23 protein-coding genes are annotated in these 24001 nt (G+C 67.6%); 18 read left to right on the top strand and 5 right to left on the bottom strand.

The genetic code is table 11. The features are described 5' to 3' along the window. Positions 1–428 (top strand): DDE-type integrase/transposase/recombinase (locus tag C795_RS0107310; RefSeq protein ID WP_017793102.1); only part of this gene is annotated, 428 nt, incomplete at its 5' end. A 48-nt stretch (positions 429–476) separates the two neighbouring features. Next, positions 477–1364: a linear amide C-N hydrolase gene (locus C795_RS15480; protein WP_017793103.1), complete on the top strand. Its 888-nt coding sequence runs from the start codon at positions 477–479 to the stop codon at positions 1362–1364. Positions 1365–1440: 76 nt separating this feature from the next. On the opposite strand, the gene purL is transcribed toward C795_RS15480, so the two are convergent. Next, positions 1441–3774 (bottom strand): phosphoribosylformylglycinamidine synthase subunit PurL, encoded by a 2334-nt coding sequence (purL, locus tag C795_RS0107320; protein WP_017793104.1) that lies wholly within the window; start codon positions 3772–3774, stop codon positions 1441–1443. A 145-nt stretch (positions 3775–3919) separates the two neighbouring features. On the opposite strand from purL, the gene C795_RS0107325 reads away from it, so the two are divergent. The 7 genes from C795_RS0107325 (at position 3920) to C795_RS0107355 (ending at position 10594) form a co-directional block, all read left to right on the top strand. Further along, positions 3920–4870 carry a hypothetical protein gene (locus C795_RS0107325; protein WP_017793105.1) on the top strand — a complete coding sequence of 317 codons (951 nt, stop codon included), beginning with the start codon at positions 3920–3922 and terminating at the stop codon, positions 4868–4870. After that, positions 4867–5448 (top strand): GNAT family N-acetyltransferase, encoded by a 582-nt coding sequence (locus tag C795_RS0107330; RefSeq protein ID WP_017793106.1) that lies wholly within the window; start codon positions 4867–4869, stop codon positions 5446–5448. Before C795_RS0107325 ends, C795_RS0107330 begins: the two co-directional genes overlap by 4 nt. Positions 5449–5640: 192 nt before the next feature. After that, positions 5641–6672, top strand: coding sequence for an iron-siderophore ABC transporter substrate-binding protein (locus tag C795_RS0107335; protein WP_017793107.1), 1032 nt, complete (start codon positions 5641–5643; stop codon positions 6670–6672). Next, positions 6672–7736, top strand: a complete 1065-nt coding sequence (locus tag C795_RS0107340; RefSeq protein WP_017793108.1) for a FecCD family ABC transporter permease — start codon at positions 6672–6674, stop codon at positions 7734–7736. The genes C795_RS0107335 and C795_RS0107340 overlap by 1 nt, the downstream gene beginning before the upstream one ends. Beyond that, positions 7733–8803 carry a FecCD family ABC transporter permease gene (locus C795_RS0107345; protein WP_017793109.1) on the top strand — a complete coding sequence of 357 codons (1071 nt, stop codon included), beginning with the start codon at positions 7733–7735 and terminating at the stop codon, positions 8801–8803. Before C795_RS0107340 ends, C795_RS0107345 begins: the two co-directional genes overlap by 4 nt. Continuing rightward, positions 8800–9597 carry an ABC transporter ATP-binding protein gene (locus C795_RS0107350; protein ID WP_017793110.1) on the top strand — a complete coding sequence of 266 codons (798 nt, stop codon included), beginning with the start codon at positions 8800–8802 and terminating at the stop codon, positions 9595–9597. Before C795_RS0107345 ends, C795_RS0107350 begins: the two co-directional genes overlap by 4 nt. Next, positions 9590–10594, top strand: coding sequence for a siderophore-interacting protein (locus C795_RS0107355; RefSeq protein ID WP_017793111.1), 1005 nt, complete (start codon positions 9590–9592; stop codon positions 10592–10594). The genes C795_RS0107350 and C795_RS0107355 overlap by 8 nt, the downstream gene beginning before the upstream one ends. Here the strand turns inward: C795_RS0107355 and C795_RS0107360 are convergent. Then, positions 10557–11930 (bottom strand): glutamyl-tRNA reductase, encoded by a 1374-nt coding sequence (locus C795_RS0107360; protein WP_017793112.1) that lies wholly within the window; start codon positions 11928–11930, stop codon positions 10557–10559. The two genes, C795_RS0107355 and C795_RS0107360, sit on opposite strands and share 38 nt — an antisense overlap. A gap of 27 nt (positions 11931–11957) precedes the next feature. Here C795_RS0107360 and hemE point away from each other — a divergent pair, with 27 nt between their 5' ends. The 8 genes from hemE (at position 11958) to C795_RS0107400 (ending at position 20648) form a co-directional block, all read left to right on the top strand. Then, positions 11958–13097 carry a uroporphyrinogen decarboxylase gene (gene hemE / locus C795_RS0107365; protein WP_026139518.1) on the top strand — a complete coding sequence of 380 codons (1140 nt, stop codon included), beginning with the start codon at positions 11958–11960 and terminating at the stop codon, positions 13095–13097. After that, the gene (locus tag C795_RS15485) at positions 13069–14526 is read left to right on the top strand and encodes a protoporphyrinogen/coproporphyrinogen oxidase (protein ID WP_017793114.1); all 1458 of its coding nucleotides are present in this window, start codon (positions 13069–13071) and stop codon (positions 14524–14526) included. Before hemE ends, C795_RS15485 begins: the two co-directional genes overlap by 29 nt. A 4-nt stretch (positions 14527–14530) precedes the next feature. Beyond that, a complete protein-coding gene (hemQ, locus tag C795_RS17545) occupies positions 14531–15277 on the top strand; it encodes a hydrogen peroxide-dependent heme synthase (protein WP_017793115.1) in 747 nt (248 codons plus the stop codon). Then, the gene (locus C795_RS0107380) at positions 15274–16383 is read left to right on the top strand and encodes a ferrochelatase (RefSeq protein ID WP_017793116.1); all 1110 of its coding nucleotides are present in this window, start codon (positions 15274–15276) and stop codon (positions 16381–16383) included. The genes hemQ and C795_RS0107380 overlap by 4 nt, the downstream gene beginning before the upstream one ends. Further along, positions 16380–17456 (top strand): hydroxymethylbilane synthase, encoded by a 1077-nt coding sequence (gene hemC / locus C795_RS0107385; protein ID WP_017793117.1) that lies wholly within the window; start codon positions 16380–16382, stop codon positions 17454–17456. The genes C795_RS0107380 and hemC overlap by 4 nt, the downstream gene beginning before the upstream one ends. Continuing rightward, entirely contained in the window at positions 17453–18286 is an 834-nt protein-coding gene (locus tag C795_RS15490) for a uroporphyrinogen-III synthase (protein WP_017793118.1), read from the top strand. The genes hemC and C795_RS15490 overlap by 4 nt, the downstream gene beginning before the upstream one ends. A gap of 65 nt (positions 18287–18351) precedes the next feature. Continuing rightward, complete coding sequence (gene hemB, locus C795_RS0107395; RefSeq protein ID WP_017793119.1) at positions 18352–19296, top strand: porphobilinogen synthase; 945 nt, start codon at positions 18352–18354, stop codon at positions 19294–19296. Then, positions 19293–20648, top strand: coding sequence for an aspartate aminotransferase family protein (locus C795_RS0107400; RefSeq protein WP_033349368.1), 1356 nt, complete (start codon positions 19293–19295; stop codon positions 20646–20648). Before hemB ends, C795_RS0107400 begins: the two co-directional genes overlap by 4 nt. 75 nt (positions 20649–20723) lie before the next feature. On the opposite strand, the gene purQ is transcribed toward C795_RS0107400, so the two are convergent. The 3 genes from purQ to C795_RS0107415 all read right to left on the bottom strand — a co-directional run bounded on the left by purQ (position 20724) and on the right by C795_RS0107415 (position 22723). Continuing rightward, a complete protein-coding gene (purQ, locus tag C795_RS0107405; RefSeq protein ID WP_017793121.1) occupies positions 20724–21428 on the bottom strand; it encodes a phosphoribosylformylglycinamidine synthase subunit PurQ in 705 nt (234 codons plus the stop codon). Beyond that, positions 21428–21697 (bottom strand): phosphoribosylformylglycinamidine synthase subunit PurS, encoded by a 270-nt coding sequence (gene purS / locus C795_RS0107410; RefSeq protein ID WP_017793122.1) that lies wholly within the window; start codon positions 21695–21697, stop codon positions 21428–21430. The genes purQ and purS overlap by 1 nt, the downstream gene beginning before the upstream one ends. 108 nt (positions 21698–21805) lie before the next feature. After that, the gene (locus C795_RS0107415; RefSeq protein ID WP_017793123.1) at positions 21806–22723 is read right to left on the bottom strand and encodes a phosphoribosylaminoimidazolesuccinocarboxamide synthase; all 918 of its coding nucleotides are present in this window, start codon (positions 22721–22723) and stop codon (positions 21806–21808) included. 160 nt (positions 22724–22883) lie between these two features. Here C795_RS0107415 and C795_RS0107420 point away from each other — a divergent pair, with 160 nt between their 5' ends. Next, the gene (locus C795_RS0107420; RefSeq protein ID WP_198008442.1) at positions 22884–23840 is read left to right on the top strand and encodes an SRPBCC family protein; all 957 of its coding nucleotides are present in this window, start codon (positions 22884–22886) and stop codon (positions 23838–23840) included. Positions 23841–24001 lie beyond the last annotated feature (161 nt).

Raw genomic sequence — 24001 nt, forward strand, 5'->3', positions numbered from 1 at the left:
ACGTATGGTCAAATCGGATCGTCGGCTACGCGATTGATGACCGGATGAAAGCATCCCTTGCGGTGAGAGCGTTGGAGAATGCGGTCATGCAGCGGGGGAATCCCACGAATGTTGTGGTCCATTCCGACCGGGGATCTCAATTTGGGTCGAAGAAATTCCGTCGTGTGTTGAAGCGTCACGGCCTCCTGGGGTCGATGGGACGTGCGGGTGCTGCCGGGGACAACGCGGCGATGGAATCGTTCTTCTCCCTGTTGCAGAAGAACGTGCTCGACCGAAAGGTGTGGGCTACTCGTAGAGAGCTCAGGTTAGCGATCGTGTCGTGGATCGAGGGGAAGTATCACCGGAAGCGCAGGCAGCGTGGGCTGGGCCGGCTGACACCGGTCGAGTTTGAGGCCATAATGATGGATGCTGTCGAGTTGGCAGCATAAAAACACTCCGACTCAAGCAAAGCTTCAGCAGACCCTGCGTGTGATGGCATGAACGAGGAGGGCTTCGCCGGCCATATTCTGTGGCTCGCAGAATCAGAGTACGGTAAGCCGGGCACCCAGGATGTGCAGCTGAGTCAGGTGATTTGGCTGCAGTACTACCTCGACAACTTCGCTACCGTTGCCGAAGCTGTCAAATGGACCAAAGAGTCACAGGTGGGTGTCGTCCAGCTGATTGACCCAACCGGGCACATCGTGCCTGCACTGCACCTCGCCATTAACGACGCGACCGGCGATTCAGCCATCATCGAGTACGTCAACGGAGAGGTTGTGGTGCACCACAGCCGTGATTACAAGGTGATGACCAACTCGCCGACGTTTGACAAGCAGCTTGAGATCGTCAAGCAGTACGACGGGCTCGGGGGCGAGAAGCCGCTTCCCGGTTCGACCCTTGCGAGTGATCGTTTCGCCCGCGCCTCGTACTACGTCGAGCACCAGGTCCAGCCTAAGAACCAGCTGCACGCCATGGCCGCGATGTTCAGCATCATCCGAAATGCCGCGCAGCCGTTCCGCACGCCCGACAAGGGCAAGCCCGACGCGTCCCAGACGATCTGGCAGGTCGTCCTTGACGCGACGAACAAGCGTTACGCGTTCGAATCAACGACGCGCCCCAACATCGTGTGGGTCGACTTCGACAAGCTCAGCTTCGAGCCGGGAACGGCAGAACTCAAGCTTGATCTCGTGAATCAGCTGGCTCTCGAGGGAGGCCTGTCAGGTGATGTGAGTCACCAGTTCAAGTCGGTCGGCCCGCTCGCTCAGGACGCCCTCGACGATGGCCTGAAGATGCTCGAGCTGATTGCGGCGAAGCAGGACGAGTTTGAGAAGATCGAGAAGGCAGTCTTGCAGGGTATGAAGACGCTGAAGGGCGCGCTGGCGTAACCGCGGTCGCACTCCGACAATAAGACAGCAATGCCCCCTCCATTCGGAGGGGGCATTGCTGTCTGTCATTCAGAAATTACTCTGAGATCACGGCTCCAAAACGCGAGGGCAGGGTCGCACGCGATGCTGCTCCGAGCTCTGCGAGCGGCAGCGTGAAACGATCCTGCACCTCGATCGATGCGTCAGCGCCCGAGCCATCGGTGACGCCGATACGCAGAACGGGGAAGTCGCGACCCTCGCACAGGCCACGGAACTTCACCTCTTCCTCGTGCGGCACAGCGACGAGCACGCGCGCCTGAGACTCCGAGAACATGGCTGCGGTCTCGTCGACGCCATCGCGTGAGATGACCTCGTCGATCCACACGCGAGCACCCACGCCGAAGCGCAGTGCGCCGTCGGTGAGGGCCTGCGCGAGGCCACCCTCGGACAGGTCGACGGCGCCCGAGAGCAGGCCGCCCTGTGAAGCTGCGTGGAGAAGCTCGGCGAGCTTGCGCTCAGCCGGCAGATCCGCCACCGGCGGGCGACCACCGAGGTGCTCGTGGATGGTATCGGCCCAGGCCGAGCCATCGAGCTCATCGCGGGTCACGCCGAGCAGGTAGAGGTGCTCGCCCTCGTCCTGCCAGCCCGCGGGTACGCGGCGGGCGACGTTGTCGATGATGCCCATCACGCCGACCACGGGGGTCGGGAAGATTGCGGTGTCGCCGGTCTGGTTGTACATCGAAACGTTGCCGCCGGTGACGGGCACCTCGAGCTCGAGGCACGCGTCCGACAGGCCCTCAACGGTGCGCGAGAACTGCCACATGACCTCGGGGTCCTCAGGGCTGCCAAAGTTCAGGCAGTCGGTGATGGCCGTCGGTACGGCGCCCGAAGTGGCGACGTTGCGGTACGACTCAGCGAGTGCGAGCTGCGCTCCCACAAACGGGTCGAGGTAGCTGTAGCGGCCGTTTGCATCGGTCGAGATTGCGATGCCGAGACCGCTCTCTTCGTCGACACGAATCATGCCGGCGGCGTCGGGGAACGACAGCGCCGTGTTGCCGAGCACGTACTTGTCGTACTGGTTGGTGACCCATGAAACGTCGGCCTGGTTGGGTGACGCTGCAACAGCGATCATCTGCTCGCGCAGTTGGTCGCCCGAAATGGCGCGTGCAAGGCCCGAAGCGCGAACGCCCGAAGCCTGCAGCTCATCCATCCAAGTGGGGTAGGCAACGGGGCGATCGTAGACAGGGCCGTCGACGGCAACCGTCGAGGGATCCACGTTGACGATCTCTTCGCCCTGCCAGTTGATGATCAGGCGGTTGGTGTCAGTGACCTCACCCAGCACGCTGGTCTCAACGTCCCACTTCGCTGCAACAGCGAGGAACGCGTCAAGCTTCTCGGGCTTGACAACCGCCATCATGCGCTCCTGGCTCTCCGACATGAGGATCTCCTCAGCCGTGAGCGAGGGGTCGCGCAGCAGTACGTTGTCGAGCGAGACGAACATGCCGCCGTCGCCGTTCGCAGCGAGCTCGCTGGTGGCACACGAGATGCCAGCCGCGCCAAGATCCTGAATGCCCTCTACGAGGTCACCGTGGAACATCTCGAGGCATGCCTCGATGAGTACCTTCTCGGCGAAGGGGTCGCCCACCTGAACGGCGGGGCGCTTCGAGGGGCCGTCGGCATCAAAGCTGCTGGAGGAGAGCACTGACGCGCCGCCGATGCCGTCCGCGCCGGTGCGTGCACCGAACAGGACGATCTTGTTGCCCAACCCCGAAGCGTTTGCAGTGTGCAGATCCTCGTGGCGCAGCACGCCCACGCCGAGCGCGTTGACGAGCGGGTTGCCCTGGTAGTTCGAATCAAAGACCGTCTCGCCACCGATGTTCGGCAGGCCCAAGCAGTTCGCGTACGACGAGATACCAGCCACGACTCCGTGCACGACGCGAGCCGTATCGGGGTGGTCAATAGCGCCGAAGCGCAGCTGATCCATGACCGCAACGGGGCGGGCACCCATCGAGATGATGTCGCGGATGATGCCGCCAACACCAGTGGCGGCGCCCTGGAACGGCTCAATGTACGACGGGCTGTTGTGGCTCTCGACCTTGAACGTGACGGCCCAGCCTTCGCCGATATCAACGACGCCGGCGTTCTCGCCCATACCGACGAGCAGGCGTTCCTTCATCTTCTCGGTGACCTTCTGGCCAAACTGACGAAGGTACGGCTTCGATGACTTGTACGAGCAGTGCTCGGACCACATCACCGAGTACATAGCGAGCTCACCCGAGGTGGGGCGGCGGCCAAGAATCGTCTTGATCTGTTCGTACTCGTTGGGCTTCAGCCCCAGCGCCTCAAACGGCTGTTCTTTCTCAGGCGTTGCAATGGCATCTGCAACAGTGTCGGGGCGGGGGCCGGTCTCGGCCACGTCGATGTCAGTCACGCTCGGGGTGCTCCGTTAATCGCTCTGTAGGATCGGCACCATTGCGGGCCGAAAGGTACCAGAACAGTCTACCCCGGCCAAGGACACGACACGGCACGTTGATCGTCGCTAGATAATCACAGCTGAACACGCAAAACTAGAGGGTATGAGCGACCCAAACGTGAGTCACAACCAGCCGGTGCAGAACGCGCCGAACGAGCACCACCCGACAGTGCCCCTCCCGCACGACATGGTGCCTGGCACGCCCACGAAGGCCCAGGCGAAGCCCGCGGCCAAGGGCAAGCCCCGCAATGACGGCCCGCGCCTCTCCACCTTTCTGAAGGTCAGCATTGCGCTGCTCGCGGGCCTCACGATTGCCTCCATTTCGCTGCTGTTCATCGGCGACTTTGAGGGCAAGTTTGAGCGCGTCTTCTCGACGTTCGCCTTGTTTGCGGTGTTCGTATTGTTCACCGCGCTCGATACCCGCCGCGGTCAGAAGTCCGAATGGTACGCACCCGTTGCGTTGATTGCCAACGCCTACATTCTGGGTCTCTTGCTCATTGTCATTTGGATGACCCCCTACGCAGCTTTCGGGCTCATGTTCGAGATCTTCTGGAAGTCGGTGTTCGTGATCCTGGTCACGCGCCTCGTGATCGTCTGCTGCCAGCTCTTGCTCAAGGCGGGCAATAAGCTCCCGGAAGCAGTGACCCGTTTTGCCTTTGTGACCAGTGTTCTGGCGGTGCTTGCCGGAATCCTATTCACTGCCCCCGTGGGTATCGAAGCATTCGATCTCGTGGTTCCCGACATGTACTGGAAGATCGCGACTGCACTGCTGATTCTGACGGCGCTCGGCCTGTCCATCACGCTGTTGCTGCGCTGGTCTTATGGAGCGCATGATCGTGACGCCGTGCGAGCTGGACGGGGTGTGGAAGCGCCCCGGAGCCACCCGGCGCCCTACGTCGCGCAGCAGCAGTCGGCTCTGCAGCAGCCCGTCCAGCCGCCCGTTGTGAACGGTGCACCGCTGCTGCCCTGGCCCACGTTCGCCGACGGGCGTCCGCTGCCCGCCCGCCCCGACGGTCAGCCAGACTTCAGCGTGCCGGGCGCTCCCCGGCAGTGAGCAATACGAATTTCCTCACCGCCGTTCGTGGCGGATCCCTGGAACGCCCTCACACGGCCAACCGCCCGCGTGAGGCGGGCGTAACGCTCCGCCTGATCCGAGCGGAAGAGCTGAGCGAGGTGGGGGCGCTCGCCAGGCGCGCCTACGAAGATGACTACCCGGGCCAGCCTGCCGAGTACCTCGCCGAGATCGAAGCCGTCGACGTGCGCGCCAAGACCTCGCAGGTATGGGTCGCGGTCGACGATGTTACGGGCGAGCTCTGCGGCACCGTCACCCTCCCCGAGCCGGGGCGCGTGCTCAGCGACGTTGCTCGGCCGGGGGAGTGCGATGTCCGGTTGTTGGCGGTCGCTCACTCCGCCCGCGGCCGCGGCATCGGCGGACTGCTCATGCGGCACGCGATCGACACGGCTCGCGAACGCGGGGCGTCGCGGCTCGTGCTGAACACTACGGATGAAATGACCGGCGCGTACACGCTGTACGAGCGCATGGGCTTCGTGCGTCTGAATGACCGCGAACAGCAGCTCACGCGGTCCAACGGCTCGATGTTTACGTTGCTTGCCTACAGCTACGAGTTCTAGCGCGGACTGATCGGACTGATCGGCCTGAGTCGCCGAGTCGCGTCAAATTGTCCCTACTCGACACCAGTCGGGTAGGGATTTTTTGATGCGATTTGCAGTCATCTGATGAAAGTTAGGTTAGGCTAACTTTTCGTATCATCAGATGAACTCTGGCGAGCTGGATTGCGCGCCGGATCGACCGAAGGGAGCGCCATGCGCGCCTCACGCCTCCTTGCCCTTACCGCCACGGCACTGCTCGCCATCCCGCTCGCGGGTTGCTCGATCGGCGACGGCGGTGGGGGCGCTGCGGAGGAGGGTGCAGCATCGGCCACCGCTGCCGGTTTTCCCGTCGTGATCGACCACGCGCTGGGGCAGACGACCGTGCCCGAGAAGCCCGTACGTGTAGCGACCGTGGCCTGGGCCAACCACGAGGTGCCTCTGGCGCTCGGGATCGTGCCCGTCGGCATGAGCAAGGCGACATGGGGTGACGATGATGGCGACGGTGTGCTGCCCTGGGTAGAGGACAAGCTCGACGAACTCGGCGCCGAAACGCCGGTGCTGTTCGACGAAACCGACGGCATTGACTTCGAAGCGGTTGCTGCCACCGCCCCCGATGTGATCCTCGCGGCCTACTCGGGCTTGACGCAAGAGGAGTACGACACTCTCACGAAGATCGCGCCCGTCGTGGCCTATCCCGAGGTCGCCTGGGGTACCTCGGTGCAGCAAATGATCGATCTCAACGCGCGGGCCCTCGGCCGGCAGTCTGAGGGCGAGCAGCTGATCACGGACATCGACGCAGACGTACAGAGCGCGCTCGATACCCACCCCAAAATGCGCGACACCAAGTTCCTGTTCTCCTACATCGACGCCGCTGACCTGAGCAAGATCGGTTTCTACACGGCTCACGACACTCGCCCTGGATTCCTTGCTGAACTCGGTCTCCCACTGCCCGAGGTTGTCACGGAAGAATCTGCGAAGACCGATGGATTCTACGCGGAGATCAGCGCCGAACAGGCCGATCGCCTCGCCGACGTTGACGTGCTCGTGACCTACGGCGATCCGAGCGGTGACCTTGTCAAGAGGCTGCAGGCGGACCCGCTGTTGTCGCAGATTCCCGCGGTCAAGGCCGGTCACGTCGCGGTGCTTCCCGACGCGACACCGCTTGCGGCCTCGGCGAACCCCTCGCCGCTCTCGATTGGCTGGGGCATCGATCACTACTTCGACGCCCTCGCTGCGGGAATCTAGTGACGGCGACCCCGGTTTTGGCCGCGAGCGAGGGCGTTGCGCCAGCCCTAGCGAGCGAGGAGGTCGCCCCGGCCCGCGGTCGCGTTGCGCTGGCGTTTGGCGCCGCATCATTGTTGCTCGTCGTCGCGGTGATCGCCTCGGTGGTCATCGGCGCGCGCAGCGTTGGCCTGGAGGATCTCGTTGGAGCAGTCACGGGGCATGCCGGCACCATTGGTGAGGCCGCCATCACGCAGCGGTTGCCCCGCACCGCGCTCGCGATTGTCGTGGGAGCCGCACTTGCCGTGGCCGGGTTGGGGCTGCAGGCCGTGACCCGCAACCCCCTCGCGGACCCCGGAATCCTGGGCATCACGAGCGGTGCCGCGCTCGCGGTGGTCGTGACCATCACGCTGCTCGGTACCCGGGCTCCTGCCGCGGTGACCACGGCCGCCATCGTTGGCGCCGCCGGAGCGGCAGGGCTGCTATTCGTGCTGAGTGCTGTGGGTGCGGGCGGAGCGTCGCCGCTCAAGATCGTGCTGAGCGGCGCGGCCATCTCCGCGATGAGTGTCTCGGTCACGAGCGCGCTCATCCTGCCGCGCCCCGACGCCATGGAAGCGTTTAGATTTTGGCAGATCGGTGGTGTGGGCGGTGCCGACTGGCGCAGCCTGAGCTGGAGCGCGCCGCTCATTGGCGTGGGGCTGATCGCCGCGTTCGCGATGACGCGCTCGATGAATGCGCTCGCACTCGGGGATGACCTCGCGGCGGGCCTCGGCGAGCGCCTCGGTCTCGCCCGCTTCGGCATCACGGCAGCCGCGATTGTTCTCGCCGGCCTTGCGACGGCCCTGGCCGGGCCGATCGCGTTCGTTGGTCTCATGGTGCCGCACGCGTGTCGGCTCATAGCGGGGCCGGATCACCGCACGCTGTTGCCGCTTTCGGCTATCACGGGCGCGGCGCTGCTCGTGTGCGCTGACGTGCTGGGACGAGTGCTGCTGCCACCCGCCGAGGTTGAGGCGGGCATCATCACCGCCATCATGGGTGCACCGGTGCTGATCTGGATCGTGCGCAGCCGCGAGGGGAGTGTGCGATGAGGCGAGAGGCGGTGCCCGCGCGCGCGGTCATCGTGATGCTCATAGTCGTGTGCGCCGCGGGGTTTGTTGCGACGCTCGCGCTCGGCACCACCCCGGTACCGTTGGCGGACGTGGTGCGCGCACTCGGAGGCGCCGGTGACGCCGTGTTCACTGTGCAAGAGCTGCGGCTGCCGCGCGCAGTGCTCGGCGTGCTGACCGGGCTCGCCTTTGGGCTCTCGGGCGCCGTGTTTCAGTCGCTGTTGCGCAACCCGCTCGCGTCACCAGACGTGATCGGCATCAGTGCGGGCGCGGGAACTGCGGCCGCGTTTGGCATCGTCGTACTCGGCGCCAGCGGCGGCACCGTGTCGCTGTTTGCGCTGGGTGGTGCTTGTGTGACGGCGGCTGCGATTGCTTGGCTCGCCGCGGGGCCCGGTGCCGCCACCGCGCGCATGATCCTGATTGGCATCGGTGCCGCAGCGATCCTGAAGAGCTTGCTCGCGCTCATCCTGTCGCGCGCTTCATCATGGGATCTCCAGGGAGCCATGCAGTGGCTTGCCGGCAGCCTGAACGGGGCAACGTGGGAGGCAATCGTGCCGCTCGCCCTCACCTGTGCGGTCGTGATTCCCGCACTGCTGCTCAGTGCCCCAACGCTTGGAGTGCTGGGGCTGGGCGACGACCTCGCGACCGGTCTCGGCATGCGGCCCGCCCTCACCAGGTGGGGCCTCATCGCCCTTGCGGTGGTGCTGCTCGCCGCGGCAACCGCGGCGGCGGGCCCCATCTCCTTCGTAGCGTTCTTGGCGGGGCCTGTGGCGGCTCGGCTCCACGGCCGCGGGCCCGCCCCGCTCATCAGCGCTGCCCTGGTGGGCGCCGCTCTCGTGCTGTGGGCGGACCTCGCGGGGCAGCTGCTGTTCGCGCATCGATACCCGGTGGGGGTCATCACCGGTGCGCTCGGTGCCCCGGTGCTCATCGCGCTGCTCGTGCGCGCGGGAAGCCCCCGATCCGGATCAAAATCCCGGCCCAGCAGCCGCGATCGATCTCGCAGCGTGCGTTCTAGCAACCCCAGTGAACTCAGAAAGCAGACCTCATGACTCAGCACCACACTCTTACCGCGTGCGATCTGACCGTCTCGTACGGCGGCGACGAGATCCTGAGCGGGCTCGAATACGCTGTCGAGCCGGGCAAGATGAGCGCGATTATTGGCGCGAACGGCTGCGGCAAGTCGACGCTGTTGCGCACCCTGTCGCGCGTGCTCACCCCGTCAAACGGGCAGGTGCTGCTCGACGGTGCGCTGCTGCACCGCAGCCCAGCAAAGGCCGTTGCCCGAATTGTCGGGCTGCTGCCGCAGAGCCCGCTCGTGCCTGAGGGGGTGAGCGTCGGTGATCTTGTGCGCCGGGGTCGCCACCCGCACCTGGGGTTCACCCGCCGGTGGGGTGCCGGCGATGAGGCGGCGGTGCGCGAGGCGCTTGCGCTGACGGGCATGGGGGAGTTCGCGAGCCGTTCGGTTGACGAGCTCTCGGGCGGGCAGCGGCAGCGCGCATGGATCGCGATGGCGCTCGCACAAGACCCGAGCATTTTGCTGCTCGACGAGCCGACAACCTATCTCGATATCGCCCACCAGATTGAGGTACTCGATCTGCTCACCGACATTAATCGCGCCCGCGGCACCACCGTTGTCATGGTGCTGCACGACCTGAACCTCGCCGCCCGCTACGCCGAACGGCTGGTCGCGGTGGTTGGCGGACGCATCCACTCGGTGGGTGAGCCGCGCGACGTCGTCACCCGCGACTACGTGCGCGAGGTCATCGGGCTGCGGGCCGAGATCATCACTGATCCGGTCTCCGGATCGCCCATCGTCGTGCCCGTGGGGCGCCACCATGCTTGACAACTCAGAAAGCGAAATCGTGAACTCCGCAACTCCAACGACCTCCTCCGTAAACTTGATCGAACCTGCCACCGTAGTTGCCCGGGCCCGGGTTACCCGGGTCTGGCGGCCCTGCCCGACGTACGCGCGCATCGCATTTCGTGGGCCCGAGCTCGAGGCGTTTGGCACGCCGGGACGCACGTTCGACCAGCGCATCAAGGTGCTGTTTCCGCCGAGCGCAGCCCCGCTTCCGCGGCTCACCAGCGGTAGTGACTGGTATGCCGACTGGCTCGCCCTTCCCGAGGCAGAACGCGGTGCGATGCGCACGTACTCGATTCGCGAGCTGCGGGTTGATGGCCTGGGCACCGAGGTGATCGTCGACTTCGTGCTGCACACCGCGCCGGGCAGCACGGGCCCTGCGGCCCTGTGGGCGAGTGGTGCGGTGCCCGGCGACGAGGTGATGCTTGTGGGCCCCCGCCGCGGCAGGTTCGACGGCGGCGGCATCGAGTTCGCGCCGGGCGATGCCTCGCGCGTGCTCCTCGCGGGCGACGAGACCGCGGCCCCCGCGATCGCGCGCATTCTCGAGGACGCGGCCCCGGATCTGCGGGGAGACGCGTTCATCGAGATGCCAGGCCGTGGCGAAATGCTGCCGATCAGTGCGCCCAGCGGGGTGCGCGTGCACTGGCTCGGTCGATCGCAGGCGGCACCGGGCGAGCTGCTCGTGCCGAGGGTGTTGCGCGGCCTCGGGGCAATCCCTGGCCCGGCTCGGCATGAGGATGTCGCGAGCGATGAACTCGTGTGGGAGACGCCGGAGTACTCGGCGCTCGGGGAACCGCTCGAAGGGAAGCTCGACGGGCGGGGGTCCGAGCAGGGGGCCCACGCGGATCGCTACTTCTGGATCGCTGGGGAGAGCGGGGTCGTAACGCGCTTGCGCCGCCACCTCGTGCGCGACCTCGGGGTGCACCGCAGCCGGGTCGCGTTCATGGGGTACTGGCGGGAAGGGGTGGCGATGCGGTGAGCGGTGCGGGGCGCGGCTCGGGTGCACCGAACAGGGTGTGAACCGCCGCGATCGCATCTCCCGCACGCCCGGCCCGGCCGAGGGCACGCAGTCGCACGGTCGGCTCGTGCAGCAGTCGGCCCGCGAAGTGTTTGAGGGCCAGCTGCACTCCCGGGGCGCTCTCGGCCGCGGCCGGGGCGGTGCGCTCGAGTTCGGCCTCGAGCACGGTGTGCACGTGGTCACGCAGCGCCAGCACGGCAGGAACCGCCGCGAGCTCGGCGCCGAGCTCGGCAAACTCGCGCGCGGCATCGATGGTGATCTGCCTGGCCTCTGATTCGGCGCTGAGTTCTTCGATGTTGGCATGTCGAGCGATGACCTCGAGATCGAGCAGCTCAACGCCCGGCGCGTGCGCGGCCTCGGCAGCAATGTTACGGGGCATGCCGAGGTCGACAAACAGCCGAGGCTTGGGGCGAGCGGCGCCCGCGGGCCTTCCCGTGAACCGTGCGCAGAAGGGCCGTGCGGCGGCGGTTACGGTGCGCGAAACGAGTTCGGTGTCGAGGATGGGATCCTGCGCGGTACTGCAGGCAATGACGACGTCTGCAGCGGCGAGCTCGGCGTTCAACGCGTCTCCCTGAATGGGTCGCACTTCACGGGTCTGGGCAAACGCTTCGGCCCGCCCCGAGGGGGAGTGCACGGCTATGTGGCGGGCACCACGCTCGCGCAGTGCCGCGAGGGTAACGGCGGCATAAGCTCCGGTTCCCACGAGCAGCACGCGGGCCGCGCTCCAGTCACCAATACGGCTCTCCGCAAGCAACAGTGCGAGGCGCACGAGCGAGCGTCCCTGGGACTGCACCCGCGTGCGAGTCTTGACCGAGCGAGACACCCGAGACGCCTTCTGAAACAACCGCTCCAGTTCGGGGGTGGTGGCCCCCGAACGCCTGGCCGCCGTGAATGCGCGACGTACCTGGCCGCTGATCTCGCCCTCGCCCACAACCACTGACTCGAGCCCGCTCGACACCGAGAACAGGTGCCGGGCAGCGTCGACGCCGTGGTGCATGCGCACCGATCGCTCGAGTTCGTCCTCTGCGACGCCGGTTACCTCGGCCATTGCCCGCAGCGCGGCCGAGGGTGCACCTGGTGGGGCGTCAAAGTACGCCTCGAATCGGTTGCAGGTCGCGAGCACGACGGCGCCGCTGGTGGCGAGTGTGATTGCCGTCGTGAGTTCCGGCGTGTGGCGCTCGACACGTTCAAGCAGCGCGAGGTTGGCGCTTTTGTGGTCGAGAGACAGGCAGGACAGCCCCGATTGCATCGGTTCCACCGGGCCTGTGAGCTTGGTGTGCGCGAGTGAATAGTTCATCAGATGAATAAGCTACCATTTCATCTGATGAATGAGCTTACCCCTTCCCACCCCCTTGTGGACGGCCGCACTACGGCCGCCCCGCTCGTGCGTGCTGCCCAGGGCGTGCGCGGGTCGACGACGCCCGTCTGGTTTATGCGGCAGGCAGGCAGATCACTGCCCGAGTACCGCGCGTTGCGCTCGGGCCGCGACATGATCGAGTGCTGCCTGGAGCCCGAACTCGCCGCCGAGATCACATGTCAGCCCGTGCGTCGGCATGGCGTCGACGCTGCGGTCTTCTTCAGTGACATCATCGTGCCGATGTCACTCGCGGGCGTGCCCGTCGAGCTCGTGCCCGGCCGCGGCCCTGTGTTCGCGGAGCCAGCACGTACCTCGGCCGACATCGCAAAACTGCGCCGCGAGCACCCCGTCGAGCGGCTGCGTGAGAACCTCGGCCCCATCGTTGAGGCCGTACGGCTCACGACGGCAGAGCTTGGCACCACCCCGCTGATCGGCTTCGCCGGAGCACCGTTCACGCTCGCGGCCTACCTCGTTGAAGGCGGACCGTCTCGCGACCACCTGCGGGCGCGCGCCCTCATGCATCAGGATCCGGCAGCCTGGGCCGCACTGACCGAGTGGGCCGCAGACCTGAGCGGAGTATTCCTCGAGGCGCAGGTGCGGGCGGGCGCGAGCGCCGTGCAACTCTTCGACTCGTGGGCGGGCACCCTGTCTGTGAGCGACTACCTCACGCACGTGGCCCCGGCCTCACAACGCACGCTGGCCGCCGTCAACGAACTGCACTATCGAGACGACACCCGCGAGGGCTACGCGGCGGGGCCACTGCCCGTCCCCACCATCCACTTCGCGGTGGGTTCGGGACACCTGCTCGAGGCACTCGCCGACGTCGCGGGCCACGCTATCGGCGTCGACTGGCGCACCCCGCTCGATGAGGCAAACGCGCGACTGGGGGGCCGCTTCCCGCTGCAGGGCAATCTTGACCCCGCCTACCTACAGGCGCCGCAACACGTGCTCGACGCTCAGATCGACGATGTCCTCGCGCGTGGCGCGGCTGCTCCGGCCCACATCTTCAACCTCGGCCACGGCGTGCCCCCCGAGACCGACCCCGGTCGGCTCACCGGCATCGTTGAACGGGTACACGGTGAGCGCGTCCACGGTGTGCACCGCTAGCGACCGGATCACGCCGACGTACGAGGCAGTCGTGATCGGGGGCGGTGTCGCCGGGCTCATCGCTGCCCGCGACCTAGCGGTGTCGGGCCTGCGCGTCTGCCTCATCGAAGCCGAACATGCCGTTGGCGGACGAGTGCAGCAGGCTACCCTCGCGGGACTCCCCGTCGAGCTCGGGGCGGAAGCATTCGCCACCCGCGGGGGTGCGATGGAGGCACTGCTGCACGAACTCGGCCTGGAAGCTGAGCAGGTGCGCCCCGAGCGAGCACCGGCGTGGGTGATCACGGCGCAGACGGCTCACCCCCTGCCCGTCTCGGGGGCACTCGGTATCCCCGCTCGACCCCTCACCGCCCGAACATCGATCGGGCTGGGCGCCGCGCTGTGGGCCGCGACCGAACCCTGGCGTCCCCGCTCTCCCCATGTTCCGGGAGCCTCCGTTGCTGACGTGGCCCGGGCGCGCATCGGCACGCGCGCCACGGCCGCCCTCGTCGCCCCGGTCGTCGAGGGCGTGTATTCGGTGCCCCCCGACCAACTGCCGTTCGACGGCCAGGGGGAGCTCGCCCGGGCCTACGCGCGCACCGGATCCCTCGTGCGTGCGGCCCGAGAGATGCGCAGCGCCAATCTCGCGGCGGGGGGCGCGGTGGCGAGCCTCGCGGGCGGTATGAGTCGCCTCATCGCGCGGCTCATGCGCGAGCTGCAGCGCCTGAATGTCACCGTGCACACGGGCGACGCGGTCACCGAGTTGGCCCCGGCCGCGGCCCCCGACACAGGGTGGCGAGTGCGCTGGGGACGGGGGGAATGCCGCACCGATGCCGTCGTGCTCGCCATCCCGCCCCGCGAAGTGCACCGGTTACTACCCGACCTGCCCGCTCGAGCGGCCGAGCTCCAGCCCGAGACCGTTGTCGAGACAGTGGCACTTGTCGTGGACTCGCCCGCTCTCGGCGGCACCGCGGAGCTACCCGCGCCGCGCGGCACGGGTGCGCTGATCCGGCCAGATCACCCGTGCATCGCGGCGAAGGCCCTGACCCACGCGACCGCGAAGTGGGCCTGGCTGCGTGATGCAGCGCCCGCGGGGCGCCACGTGGTGCGCCTGTCCTACGGTGCCCGAGGCAGGTCGCCCGCCACAGCTGGTCTCAGCAACGAAGCGGCCGCCGAACTCGCGCTGCGCGACGCCTCGGAAACTTTGGGGGTGCCGCTCGACCCGGCACAGCTCGTGGCGCACGCCCGCGCGCGCTGGAGCATCCCGGCCCGCGCCCAGCCGCCTGCGTTGCCGCCGGGGGTGCACTGTACCGGCGAGGCCTACTCCGGCACAGGGCTCGCAAGCGTGGTGCCTCACGCCCGTTCGGCAGCCAACAAGGTTATCCGCGATCGACCCTCCACCATCTCACCTGCGCACAGCGCTCACTCACCCAGTGAAGTCGAAAGGACTTGACCCCATGACTACGCAACCCACCACCGAGCAGGCCGCCGGCGGATTCACCCTCTGGGCCGTGTTTCGGCGCGACCCGGCATTTGCGCGCCCCGCCAGCCAGCGTGAAGCCGCTGTGCAGTCCGACCTGAAAACCGACCAAGCCGCGCTCGCCGCCGATCTGCAAGCCGCCGTCGACCGAATCACCGGCGACTCTTCCACCGGAGTATCCGTCACCCTGCGTGGTTGGTACGACGTCTCGGGGTTGCGCGCCGACGCCGATCTCATGGTCTGGCTACACGGAGACCGTGCCGAGGACCTGCAGTGGGCACTCCGCGAGCTGCGCCGCACCACCGTGATTGCGCAGCTGCTGCCCACCTGGAACGCCCTCGGGGTACACCGCGAAGCGGAGTTCAACCGCGCACACGTGCCGGGATTCCTGCGCGGTGAGTCGGCGCGAGACTGGCTCGTGCTGTACCCGTTCGTGCGCGATGCCGAATGGTACCTGCTGCCCGACGCCGACCGGGGGCGTATGCTCGCCGACCACGGGCGCAAGGGCGCCGAATTTCGCGGGGTCGTCGCGAACACGGTGTCGGCCTTCGCGCTGGGCGACTATGAATGGCTGCTGCCGATGGAATCGGACGACCTGACCGAGCTCGTCGACCTGATGCGCACGTTACGTGCCACGGACGCGCGCCGCCACATGCGCGAGGAGACTCCGTTCTTCACGGGCCGCCGCATCGCGGTCTCCGAGGTGCCGGGGGTGCTCCTGTGAACGCCGCCCGATTCGACGCCGAGCCCCACTCCTACGACGCGCTCGTGCTGTTGGGATTCGGCGGCCCCGAGGGGCAGGCCGACGTGATTCCGTTTCTGCGCAACGTCACGCGCGGCCGCGGCATCCCCGATGAGCGCCTCGAGGAGGTCGCCCACCACTATCGCCACTTCGGCGGGGTCAGCCCGATCAATGAGCAGAATCGGCAGTTGCAGGGCGCGCTCGCCGCCGAATTTGCACGACGCGGCATCGACTTGCCTGTGCTCTGGGGCAACCGCAACTGGGCACCCTACCTGCCAGACGCACTGCGAGACGCTAGCGAGCGCGGGTTCGAAAACGTGCTCGTGCTGCCCACGAGCGCGTTCGCCTCATACTCGGGCTGCAGGCAGTACCAGGAGAACCTCGACGACGCGCTTGCACAACTGCATGCCGAGGGCCGCACCTTCAAGGCAGACAAGGTGCGCCCCTACTTCGACCACCCGGGGTTCCTCGAGCCCTTCATCGAGGGTACCCGACGTGCGATCGCCGAGCTGCTCGTCAGCGACCCCACTCTGGACGCGCAGCGCGACGTGCGCGTAATGTTCACCACCCACTCGGTGCCCACGTCATACTCGGGCGCGTTCGGCCCCGACCACTCCGCGCTTGACGGCCAGGGGGCGTACGAGGCGCAGCACCGTGCCGCAGCCGCCGAGATCGCTCGCGCGGCCTGCCCCGGCGTTGCGTGGGATCTCGCATACCAGTCTCGCAGCGGCCCGCCCACGCAACCCTGGCTCGAACCAGACATCAACGATGCCCTCGCCGAACTGCCCGGGCAGGGTGTGCGTGCCGTTGTTATTGTGCCCGTCGGCTTCGTGAGCGACCACATGGAGGTGCTTTGGGACCTCGATACCGAGGCTCTCGAAACATGCGAAGCGCACGGCCTGGACGCCGTGCGGGTACCCACGCCGGGGGTCGCGCCCACCTATGTTGCGGGGCTTGTCGACCTCGTACTCGAACGCCGTGACGGCACCCCCACGGTCGAGCGAGCCTCGCGCACCGAGCTCGGCCCGTGGTTCGACGTGTGCGGCGTTGGGTGCTGCGGGACACAGGAGGCGGTGAGCGCCTCATGACCACCGACATTCCCGTCGTGCGCGGCCCGCTCGCGGCCCGCGAGAATCTGATCCGGATCGGCACCCGGGGCAGCGAGCTCGCCGTCACCCAGACCTCCGGGGTCGCCCGCCACATCGCGGCGGCGACCGGGTGCGAGGTCGCGCTCGTGATCGTCACGACGAAGGGCGATACCTCGCCCGCACCGCTCGCCCAGCTCGGAGGTACTGGCGTGTTCGTGAGCGCGCTGCGCGACGCGCTCGTCGCAGGGCGCTGCGATCTCGCGGTGCACTCGCTCAAGGACCTGCCGACCGGGGAGTGCGCCGGGATCACGCTCGGGGCGATCCCGCCACGCGCCGATGCCCGCGATGCGCTGTGCGCGCGCGACGGGCTCACACTCGATGAGCTGCCCCGGGGCGCTCGGGTAGGAACCGGGTCACCGCGACGCAGCGCACAGCTGCTGCGACGGCGACCCGACCTCGACGTGTGCGACCTGCGGGGCAATGTCGATTCGAGACTGGCGCGGGTCGGCAACGATCTCGATGCGGTCGTGCTCGCGGCGGCAGGGCTGCTCCGGATCGGACGAGACCCGGCGATCACCGAGCTCTTTGCCCTCGACGAAGCGCCCCCCGCGCCGGGGCAGGGGGCGCTCGCAGTTGAGATTCGCAGGAACAACGAACCGGCGCTGGCCGCCCAGCTCGAGCGGGCGCTCGCGGCGCTCGATGACCCAGCGGCCCGCGCGTGTGCGCTCGCCGAGCGTAGCGTGCTCGCGACGCTTGAGGCCGGGTGCCAGGCTCCGGTCGGGGCGTGGGCCAGGCTCGACGGCGATCGCTTGCGCCTCACGGCCGCGGTGTACGCGGTTGACGGGGGCAGCCAAGTCGAGGCGACCGCGGAGATGGCCTGGCCGAGCCCGGCCGCGGTGCAAAGCCCAACCAATGTCGAGCGCCTCGGGGCCGAAGTCGCCCTGCAGCTGTTGGCTGCCGGTGCCGCCCAGATCGCCCCGCTCACCCTACTGACCGGCGGGGCAGTTGCCGGCGCAGGAAATCCCGCCCCCCAGACCCCTCCAAGCCGCACCCAGATCGGAGCGACGCGATGATCGCGCACGTACGCCCTCCCACCCTGCCCCTCACGGGGCTGCGCATCCTGATTCCGCGCGGCGGAGATCTCGGTGCCGCCCTGCACGAGAAAGTGCTCGACCGGGGTGGCGTGCCCACCATCGCACCGCTGCTTGAGACCGCGCCGCCCAGCGACCCCGCACGATTTGCGGGTGCGGTCGCGCGCTGGAACGCAGGCGACTACGACTGGCTCGTCGTCACCAGCGCAACCACGGCGACCGCGCTCGCTGCCGCAGGCGCCGAGCCGCGGGGCAAGGTCGGGGCCGTCGGGCCGGTCACGGCGGCTGCCATCCAGGAGCTGGGGTTTCGTCTGCATGTCATGCCCGGGCGTGACTACTCGGGGCGCGGGCTGGCCGAGTCGCTGCTGGCGGCGCTGCCCGATCCCGAGGCGCCCGGGGCTCACCCGGCCCGTGTGCTGCTCCCGGTTTCTGAGCTCGCCGACGACACCGTCGAACGGGCCCTGCGAGCGGCCGGGCACCAGGTCGATCGAGTTGCCGCCTACACGACCGCCATGACCGATGAGATTGCAGGGCTGCGCGCACGTGTGGGGGTCGGCGACTTCGATGTGGTGCTCGCCACCAGCAGCTCGGCGGCCCGTGCTATCGCCGAGCGGCTGACCCCGTTGCCCCGTGCCGTTCGCGTCGCCGCCATCGGCGATCCCACCGCTCAGGCGCTGGCCGGCCTCGGGCTTTCGACCGACATTGTCGCCGCAAGTTCAACCACCGACGGGCTGCTTGATGCCGTCTCGGTCGCGCTCATTGCGGGCTCCCGCGAAACCTACGAACACACCCGTCAAGGAGAAACCCGATGAGCCCCTCAACGAGTCCTACTGTCCCAGCGATCGGTGCCAGGGGCCCGGTGATCCGGCCCCGCAGGATGCGCCGCACGCCCGCGCTCAGGCGGCTCGCCGCCGAGACGCGCGTGCACCCGGCCGAGCTGATTCTCCCTGTATTCGTGCGCGAGGGGCTCACCGAGCCGCGGCCGATCGCAGCCATGCCGGGCGTCGTGCAGCACACACTCGATTCGGTGCGCGAGGTCGCCAGCGCCGCGGCCGCAGCCGGACTCGGCGGCATTATGCTGTTCGGGGTCCCCGCTGTTCGCGACGCGGCGGGCAGCGCAGCCGACGACCCCGAGGGGATCCTGAATCGGGCACTCACTGCGGTGCGGGCCGAAGCGGGCGACGCGCTTGTAGCGCAGGCTGACCTGTGTCTCGACGAGTTCACCGATCACGGCCACTGCGGCGTGCTTGACGGTGACGGGGGCGTCGATAACGACGCGACGCTCGCACGGTACGAGGCGATTGCGGTCGCCCAGGCCCGAGCCGGGGCCGCCGTGCTGGGGCTGTCGGGCATGATGGACGGCCAGGTGGCCGCGGTGCGCGGCGCACTGGACCGGGCGGGGCACGCAGACACCGCGATCCTCGCGTATTCGGCGAAGTACGCCTCGGCGTTCTACGGCCCGTTCCGGGAGGCAGTCGACTCGCAGCTGTCGGGCAACCGCCGCGGGTACCAACAGGATCCCGCGAACCGGCGCGAGGGCGTCCGCGAGTCGGCCCTCGACGTCGCCGAGGGGGCCGATATCGTGATGGTGAAACCCGCGTCGAACTACCTCGACGTGCTCGCCGAAGTTGCGGCCGCAAGCCCGGTGCCCACGTGGGCGTATCAAGTCTCGGGGGAAGCGGCGATGATCGAAGCCGCCGCCACGAACGGCTGGATCGACCGACGGGGCGCGATCGAGGAGTCGGTCGTCAGCATTCGCCGGGCCGGAGCCGAAGCCGTGCTCACCTACTTCGCGCTCGAACTCGCGGGGTGGTTGCGATGAGCGGGGCTGTGAGCCACGGGGCCGCAGCGGTCGCGGAGGCCGGGGTTCCTGTCAGCGCACGCCTCGCCGAACGGGCACGGAACGTCATTGTGGGCGGCGTGAACTCGCCCGTGCGTGACTTTGCCGCCGTGGGCGGCACCCCGCGCTTCTTCGTGCGCGGCAAGGGGGCGTGGCTCACCTGCGCCGACGGACGAGACTACGTCGACCTGGTCGCGGCCTGGGGGCCGGCCCTGCTCGGGCATGCGCACTCCGAGGTCGTTGAGGCCGTGCAGCGCGCCGCCACGAATGGCCTCGGCTTCGGAGCCTCACACCCCGATGAGGCCGAGCTCGCCGAGCTCATCGCCCAGCGAGTGCCGCACGCCGAGCGGCTGCGCTTCGTCTCGACGGGCACCGAGGCGACGATGACGGCGATCCGCATCGCGCGCGCCGCCACGGCCCGACCGTTGATCGTCAAGTTCGCTGGCCACTACCACGGCCACTCTGACGGGCTCCTCGCCGCCGCGGGGTCGGGGCTCGCCACCCTCGGACTGCCCGGGTCGGCAGGGGTCACCGCCGAGACCGCTGCGCAAACCATCGTGCTGCCCTACAACGACTTCGACGCCCTCGAGGCCGCGTTTATCGCCCACGAGGGGCGGATCGCCGCGGTGATCACCGAGGCTGCCGCCTGCAACATGGGCGTCGTGCCGCCCGCCCCGGGATTCACCGCCGTGCTGACCTCGCTCGCGCACCGACACGGCGCGCTGGTGATTAGCGACGAGGTGCTCACCGGCTTCCGGGCTGGCCCTGCGGGCTACTGGGGAGTGCAGCGTGACCTGGGGCAGGTGCCTGAGGCTCCGGATCTCGTCACGTTTGGCAAGGTCGTGGGAGGTGGTCTGCCCCTCGCCGCAGTGGGTGGGCGCACCGCGCTCATGGACCTGCTGGCCCCCGCCGGCCCCGTGTACCAGGGTGGGACGCTCTCGGGAAACCCGGTCGCCGTGGCAGCGGGGCTTGCGACACTGCGCGGAGCCGATGACGCGGCGTACGCTCGCCTCACGAGCGCCGCAGCCCAGGTGGCTGGGCTCGTGGCGCACGAACTGACCGCAGCGAGCGTGCCGCACCGCATTCAGTGGGCGGGCACGCTCTTCAGCGTCTTCTTCGTGGACGACGCAGCGCCCGTGCGTGACTACGTCGGGGCCAGCAGGCAGAGCAGTGCGCGTTACCGAGCGTTCTTCAACGCGATGCTCGAGGGCGGGGTTTCGCTGCCCCCGAGTCCGTACGAGGCGTGGTTCGTGACGGCTGCGCACGATGACGCCGCCATCGCGCGCATCGCAGATGCGCTCCCGGCCGCCGCGCACGCGGCGCGAGTGGCTTAACCTTCTCGCCCCCCAGACACAGCAATGCGGCCCCGGAATTTCTTCCGGGGCCGCATTGCTGTTACTGCGAGGTGCTTAGACGCGCGCCGTCAGCGCCTCGATGGCTGCTTCGAAGAAGCGCAGGCCGTCGAGACCCGAGCGCATGGCCTCGGGGGTGTCGGGGCCGAAGCCAGCCTCGACCGCGTGCTCGGGGTGAGGCATGAGCCCCACCACGTTGCCGCGCGCGTTCGTGAGGCCAGCGATGTCGTTCAGTGAGCCGTTGGGGTTGACGCCCGCGTAGCGGAACGCCACGAGCCCGTCGCCCTCGAGCTGCTTGAGGGTCTCATCGTTCGCGATGTAGCCGCCATCGCCGTTCTTCAGCGGGATCACAATCTCTTCACCCTTGGTAAAGCGGTGCGTCCACGCGGTGTCTGCGTTCTCGACGATCAGCTTCTGATCGCGGCGCACAAACTGCTGGTTGGCGTTGCGGATCAGGCCGCCGGGCAGCAGGTTCGACTCGACGAGCACCTGGAAACCGTTGCAGATACCCAGCACGGGCATGCCCTTGTTTGCTGCGTCGATGACCTCGGCCATGATCGGGGCAATGGCCGCGATAGCGCCGGGGCGCAGGTAGTCGCCGTAGCTGAACCCACCGGGCAGCACGATCGCGTCGACACCCTGAATATCGTGGTCAGCGTGCCACAGGGCGACGGGCTCGGCGCCCGCGATCCGGATCGCACGCGACGCGTCGCGGTCGTCCAGTGACCCGGGGAATGTGACGACACCAATGCGGGTCGACATTATGCGGCCTCGTTCGCTGGCTCGCCATCGACGCTGATCGCGACGACGTCCTCGATCACCGAGTTCGACAGGGTGTCTTCGGCGACCTTGCGAATCTCTGCCAGTACCTCGGCGGTTACGTCACCCTCAACCGTGAACTCGAAGCGCTTACCAACGCGCACGTTCTGGAACTTGCCGTGACCGATACGGTCAAGAGCACCAGTGATGGCCTTGCCCTGGGGGTCAAGAAGTTCGGACTTGGGCATGACATCAACGACAATCGTGGGCACCCGGGATCTCCGTTTCTAGAGTGAAGCTTCGTCTAATTCTCGCACACTGGCGGCGACGGGAAACCGCCGCGCCTGCGCAGGCTGGTTCTGTGGCAGGAACTGTGGCGGTTAGGCCGCGGGCTGCTCCGGATCGGCCGAGCCAGCGAGGCGCTCGAACAGTTCGCGGTACTGGCCCAGGGTCTGGTCGACGATCTCCCGGGGGAGCACGGGCGGAGTGCCCTGCTTGTCCCAGTTCGCGCTGAGCCAGTTGCGTACGATCTGCTTGTCGAACGACGCGAGGCGCTCCTTGCGGGGCAGCGTCTCATCGGCATAGCGCGCGGCGTCCCAGTAGCGCGAGGAGTCGCTCGTGAGTACCTCGTCGGCGAGCACCATCTCACCGGTGCGCGGGTCGTGACCGAACTCGAACTTGGTGTCTGCGAGCACGACACCGCTTTGAGCGGCGAGCTCGCGGGCCTCAGTAAAGATCCGGATCGAGGCCTCGCGCAGCTGGCTCGCGACCTCTTCGCCTACGAGTTCGACACTGCGTTCGTAGGTGATGTTCTCGTCGTGTTCGCCGAGCGGGGCCTTGTATGCGGGGGTGTAGATCGGGGGATCAAGCAGATCACCGTCTTGCATCCCGGCCGGCAGCTCGATGCCGCAGACCGAGCCGAGCTGCTGGTACTCGGCGAAGCCCGATCCGGTGAGCGCGCCACGTACGACGCACTCGATGGGGTACATCTCGAGCTTGCGCGTGAGCATCGCGCGGGGGGCGACGTCTGCGGGAATCTCGGGCAGCGCGGCGGTGTGGGGCACCAGATGGTTCGGCATATCGATGCGATCGAACCACCAGTTCGACAGTGCGGTGAGCACGTCGCCCTTGCCCACGATGGGGGGCTCGAGCACAAAATCGAACGCGCTAATGCGGTTGCTGGCTACGACCAGGAGGTAGCCATCGGGGCCGCTTTCGGGTACGTACAGGTCGCGTACCTTGCCCGAGTAGATGTGGGTCCAACCGGGCAGATGCTTGGGAGTGGAGAGCTCAGTCACTCCTCCATTCTCGCACTGGTTGGGGTGCCGCGCGCCGCCCGGGTGCTGTCAAGGCCCATGGACTAAAGTTCTGTATGAGGAAACATCGCTGGCGTGCGCCCGCGGAGGTTGACGAAGGAGCACTATGATCCCGCTGGGTCCGGTCGTTGCGAGAAGCCGAATGAATGCTGCACGGGCCACCGTGTGGGCACACCTAACCGACCCCGACTTGCGGTCGCAGTGGTGGGACGCATTTGAGCTGGAGTCGGGCCTCGGTGGCGCCGTGCGTTCGACCGGCGAAGCGGGCGAGCTCGTCGGCGTCGTTGACGTCTGGGTCGCTGGCCACGCGCTTGGCTTCACCTGGAGCGCTCCCGGAGCAGAGCGCGGCACAGCCGTGCTCATGACGCTTCGGTCACAGGGCTACCAGACCGGCATCACCGTGACCGAGACCGGCTTCGACTCACTGGCCGACGGTGCCGCTCGGGCCGAGCTTGCTGGCCGCGAGTGGGCCCGCTTCGTCGAGGCCCTCGCCGCAGCAGACCTCTTCGAGATCGATGACGCCGTTGGGGGTGCTGGTGCTGGTGTTGCTGCCGGTGCTGGTGTTGCTGCCGGTGCCAGCGTTGCTGCGGCGGCTGGCGCCGCGGTTGCCGGGGTTGCTGCAAGCGAAGAGGCTACCGAAACTGACGCTGACGCAGACGTTGAGACTGAGAACTCCGAGCCTTCCGATGCATCCGATGCATCCGAGCTGGAGCTGGCGCCGCTCGAGGTTGAGGGCGAATACGCCGTTGACCCCGCGTCAGAGCCCATCGAGGTTGACGCAGAGCCCGGACTCGGCGATCACCTTGAGCTCGTAACCGGGCCGATCGATCTGCCGAGCGAGGGACTCGTACCCCTGGTGCTCCCCGAGCCGAACGAGGTTCCGCTCGTGCTGCCCGAACCTCCCGCAGGTGTTCAGGCTGCAGATGCGCAGAGTGAAGACGCGACCGTGGTCATCGAAGCGGTCGACGGTAGTTCTGATGACAACTCCGACAGCAACCCAGCAGACAACCCCGCCGGCTCACTTGAGGACGACGAAGACGACGAAGACGACGAGCCCGACGAACCCGACTTCGAATCGCTGCTGCGCGGTCTGCTGTAATTCGTCGCACGGCCAGCGCCCGTAGGGTGGCCAGCGCCGTGTGGGCGACCACTACAAATCAAAATAACGAGAGCATACGCAAATCACGTGATTTGCGTATGCTCTCGTTATTTACATGTCCGCTCAACGTAGCCCGAGCGGCGACCTGCGCTCCTCGGGCT

It is taken from the genome of Leucobacter salsicius M1-8 (genome assembly GCF_000350525.1).
GTDB lineage: Bacteria > Actinomycetota > Actinomycetes > Actinomycetales > Microbacteriaceae > Leucobacter > Leucobacter salsicius.

Bases quoted from the DNA above. Each gene is read 5' to 3' on its own strand.
- C795_RS15480 (WP_017793103.1), top strand. From the start codon at position 477: ATGAACGAGGAGGGCTTCGCCGGCCATATTCTGTGGCTCGCAGAATCA.
- C795_RS0107355 (WP_017793111.1), top strand. From the start codon at position 9,590: ATGCTTGACAACTCAGAAAGCGAAATCGTGAACTCCGCAACTCCAACG.
- hemC (WP_017793117.1), top strand. From the start codon at position 16,380: ATGACCACCGACATTCCCGTCGTGCGCGGCCCGCTCGCGGCCCGCGAG.
- C795_RS0107400 (WP_033349368.1), top strand. From the start codon at position 19,293: ATGAGCGGGGCTGTGAGCCACGGGGCCGCAGCGGTCGCGGAGGCCGGG.
- C795_RS0107420 (WP_198008442.1), top strand. From the start codon at position 22,884: ATGAATGCTGCACGGGCCACCGTGTGGGCACACCTAACCGACCCCGAC.
- C795_RS0107350 (WP_017793110.1), top strand. From the start codon at position 8,800: ATGACTCAGCACCACACTCTTACCGCGTGCGATCTGACCGTCTCGTAC.
- C795_RS0107345 (WP_017793109.1), top strand. From the start codon at position 7,733: ATGAGGCGAGAGGCGGTGCCCGCGCGCGCGGTCATCGTGATGCTCATA.
- C795_RS15490 (WP_017793118.1), top strand. From the start codon at position 17,453: ATGATCGCGCACGTACGCCCTCCCACCCTGCCCCTCACGGGGCTGCGC.
- purQ (WP_017793121.1), bottom strand. From the start codon at position 21,428: ATGTCGACCCGCATTGGTGTCGTCACATTCCCCGGGTCACTGGACGAC.
- hemQ (WP_017793115.1), top strand. From the start codon at position 14,531: ATGACTACGCAACCCACCACCGAGCAGGCCGCCGGCGGATTCACCCTC.
- hemE (WP_026139518.1), top strand. From the start codon at position 11,958: ATGAATGAGCTTACCCCTTCCCACCCCCTTGTGGACGGCCGCACTACG.
- hemB (WP_017793119.1), top strand. From the start codon at position 18,352: ATGCGCCGCACGCCCGCGCTCAGGCGGCTCGCCGCCGAGACGCGCGTG.
- C795_RS0107335 (WP_017793107.1), top strand. From the start codon at position 5,641: ATGCGCGCCTCACGCCTCCTTGCCCTTACCGCCACGGCACTGCTCGCC.
- C795_RS0107360 (WP_017793112.1), bottom strand. From the start codon at position 11,930: ATGAACTATTCACTCGCGCACACCAAGCTCACAGGCCCGGTGGAACCG.
- C795_RS0107325 (WP_017793105.1), top strand. From the start codon at position 3,920: ATGAGCGACCCAAACGTGAGTCACAACCAGCCGGTGCAGAACGCGCCG.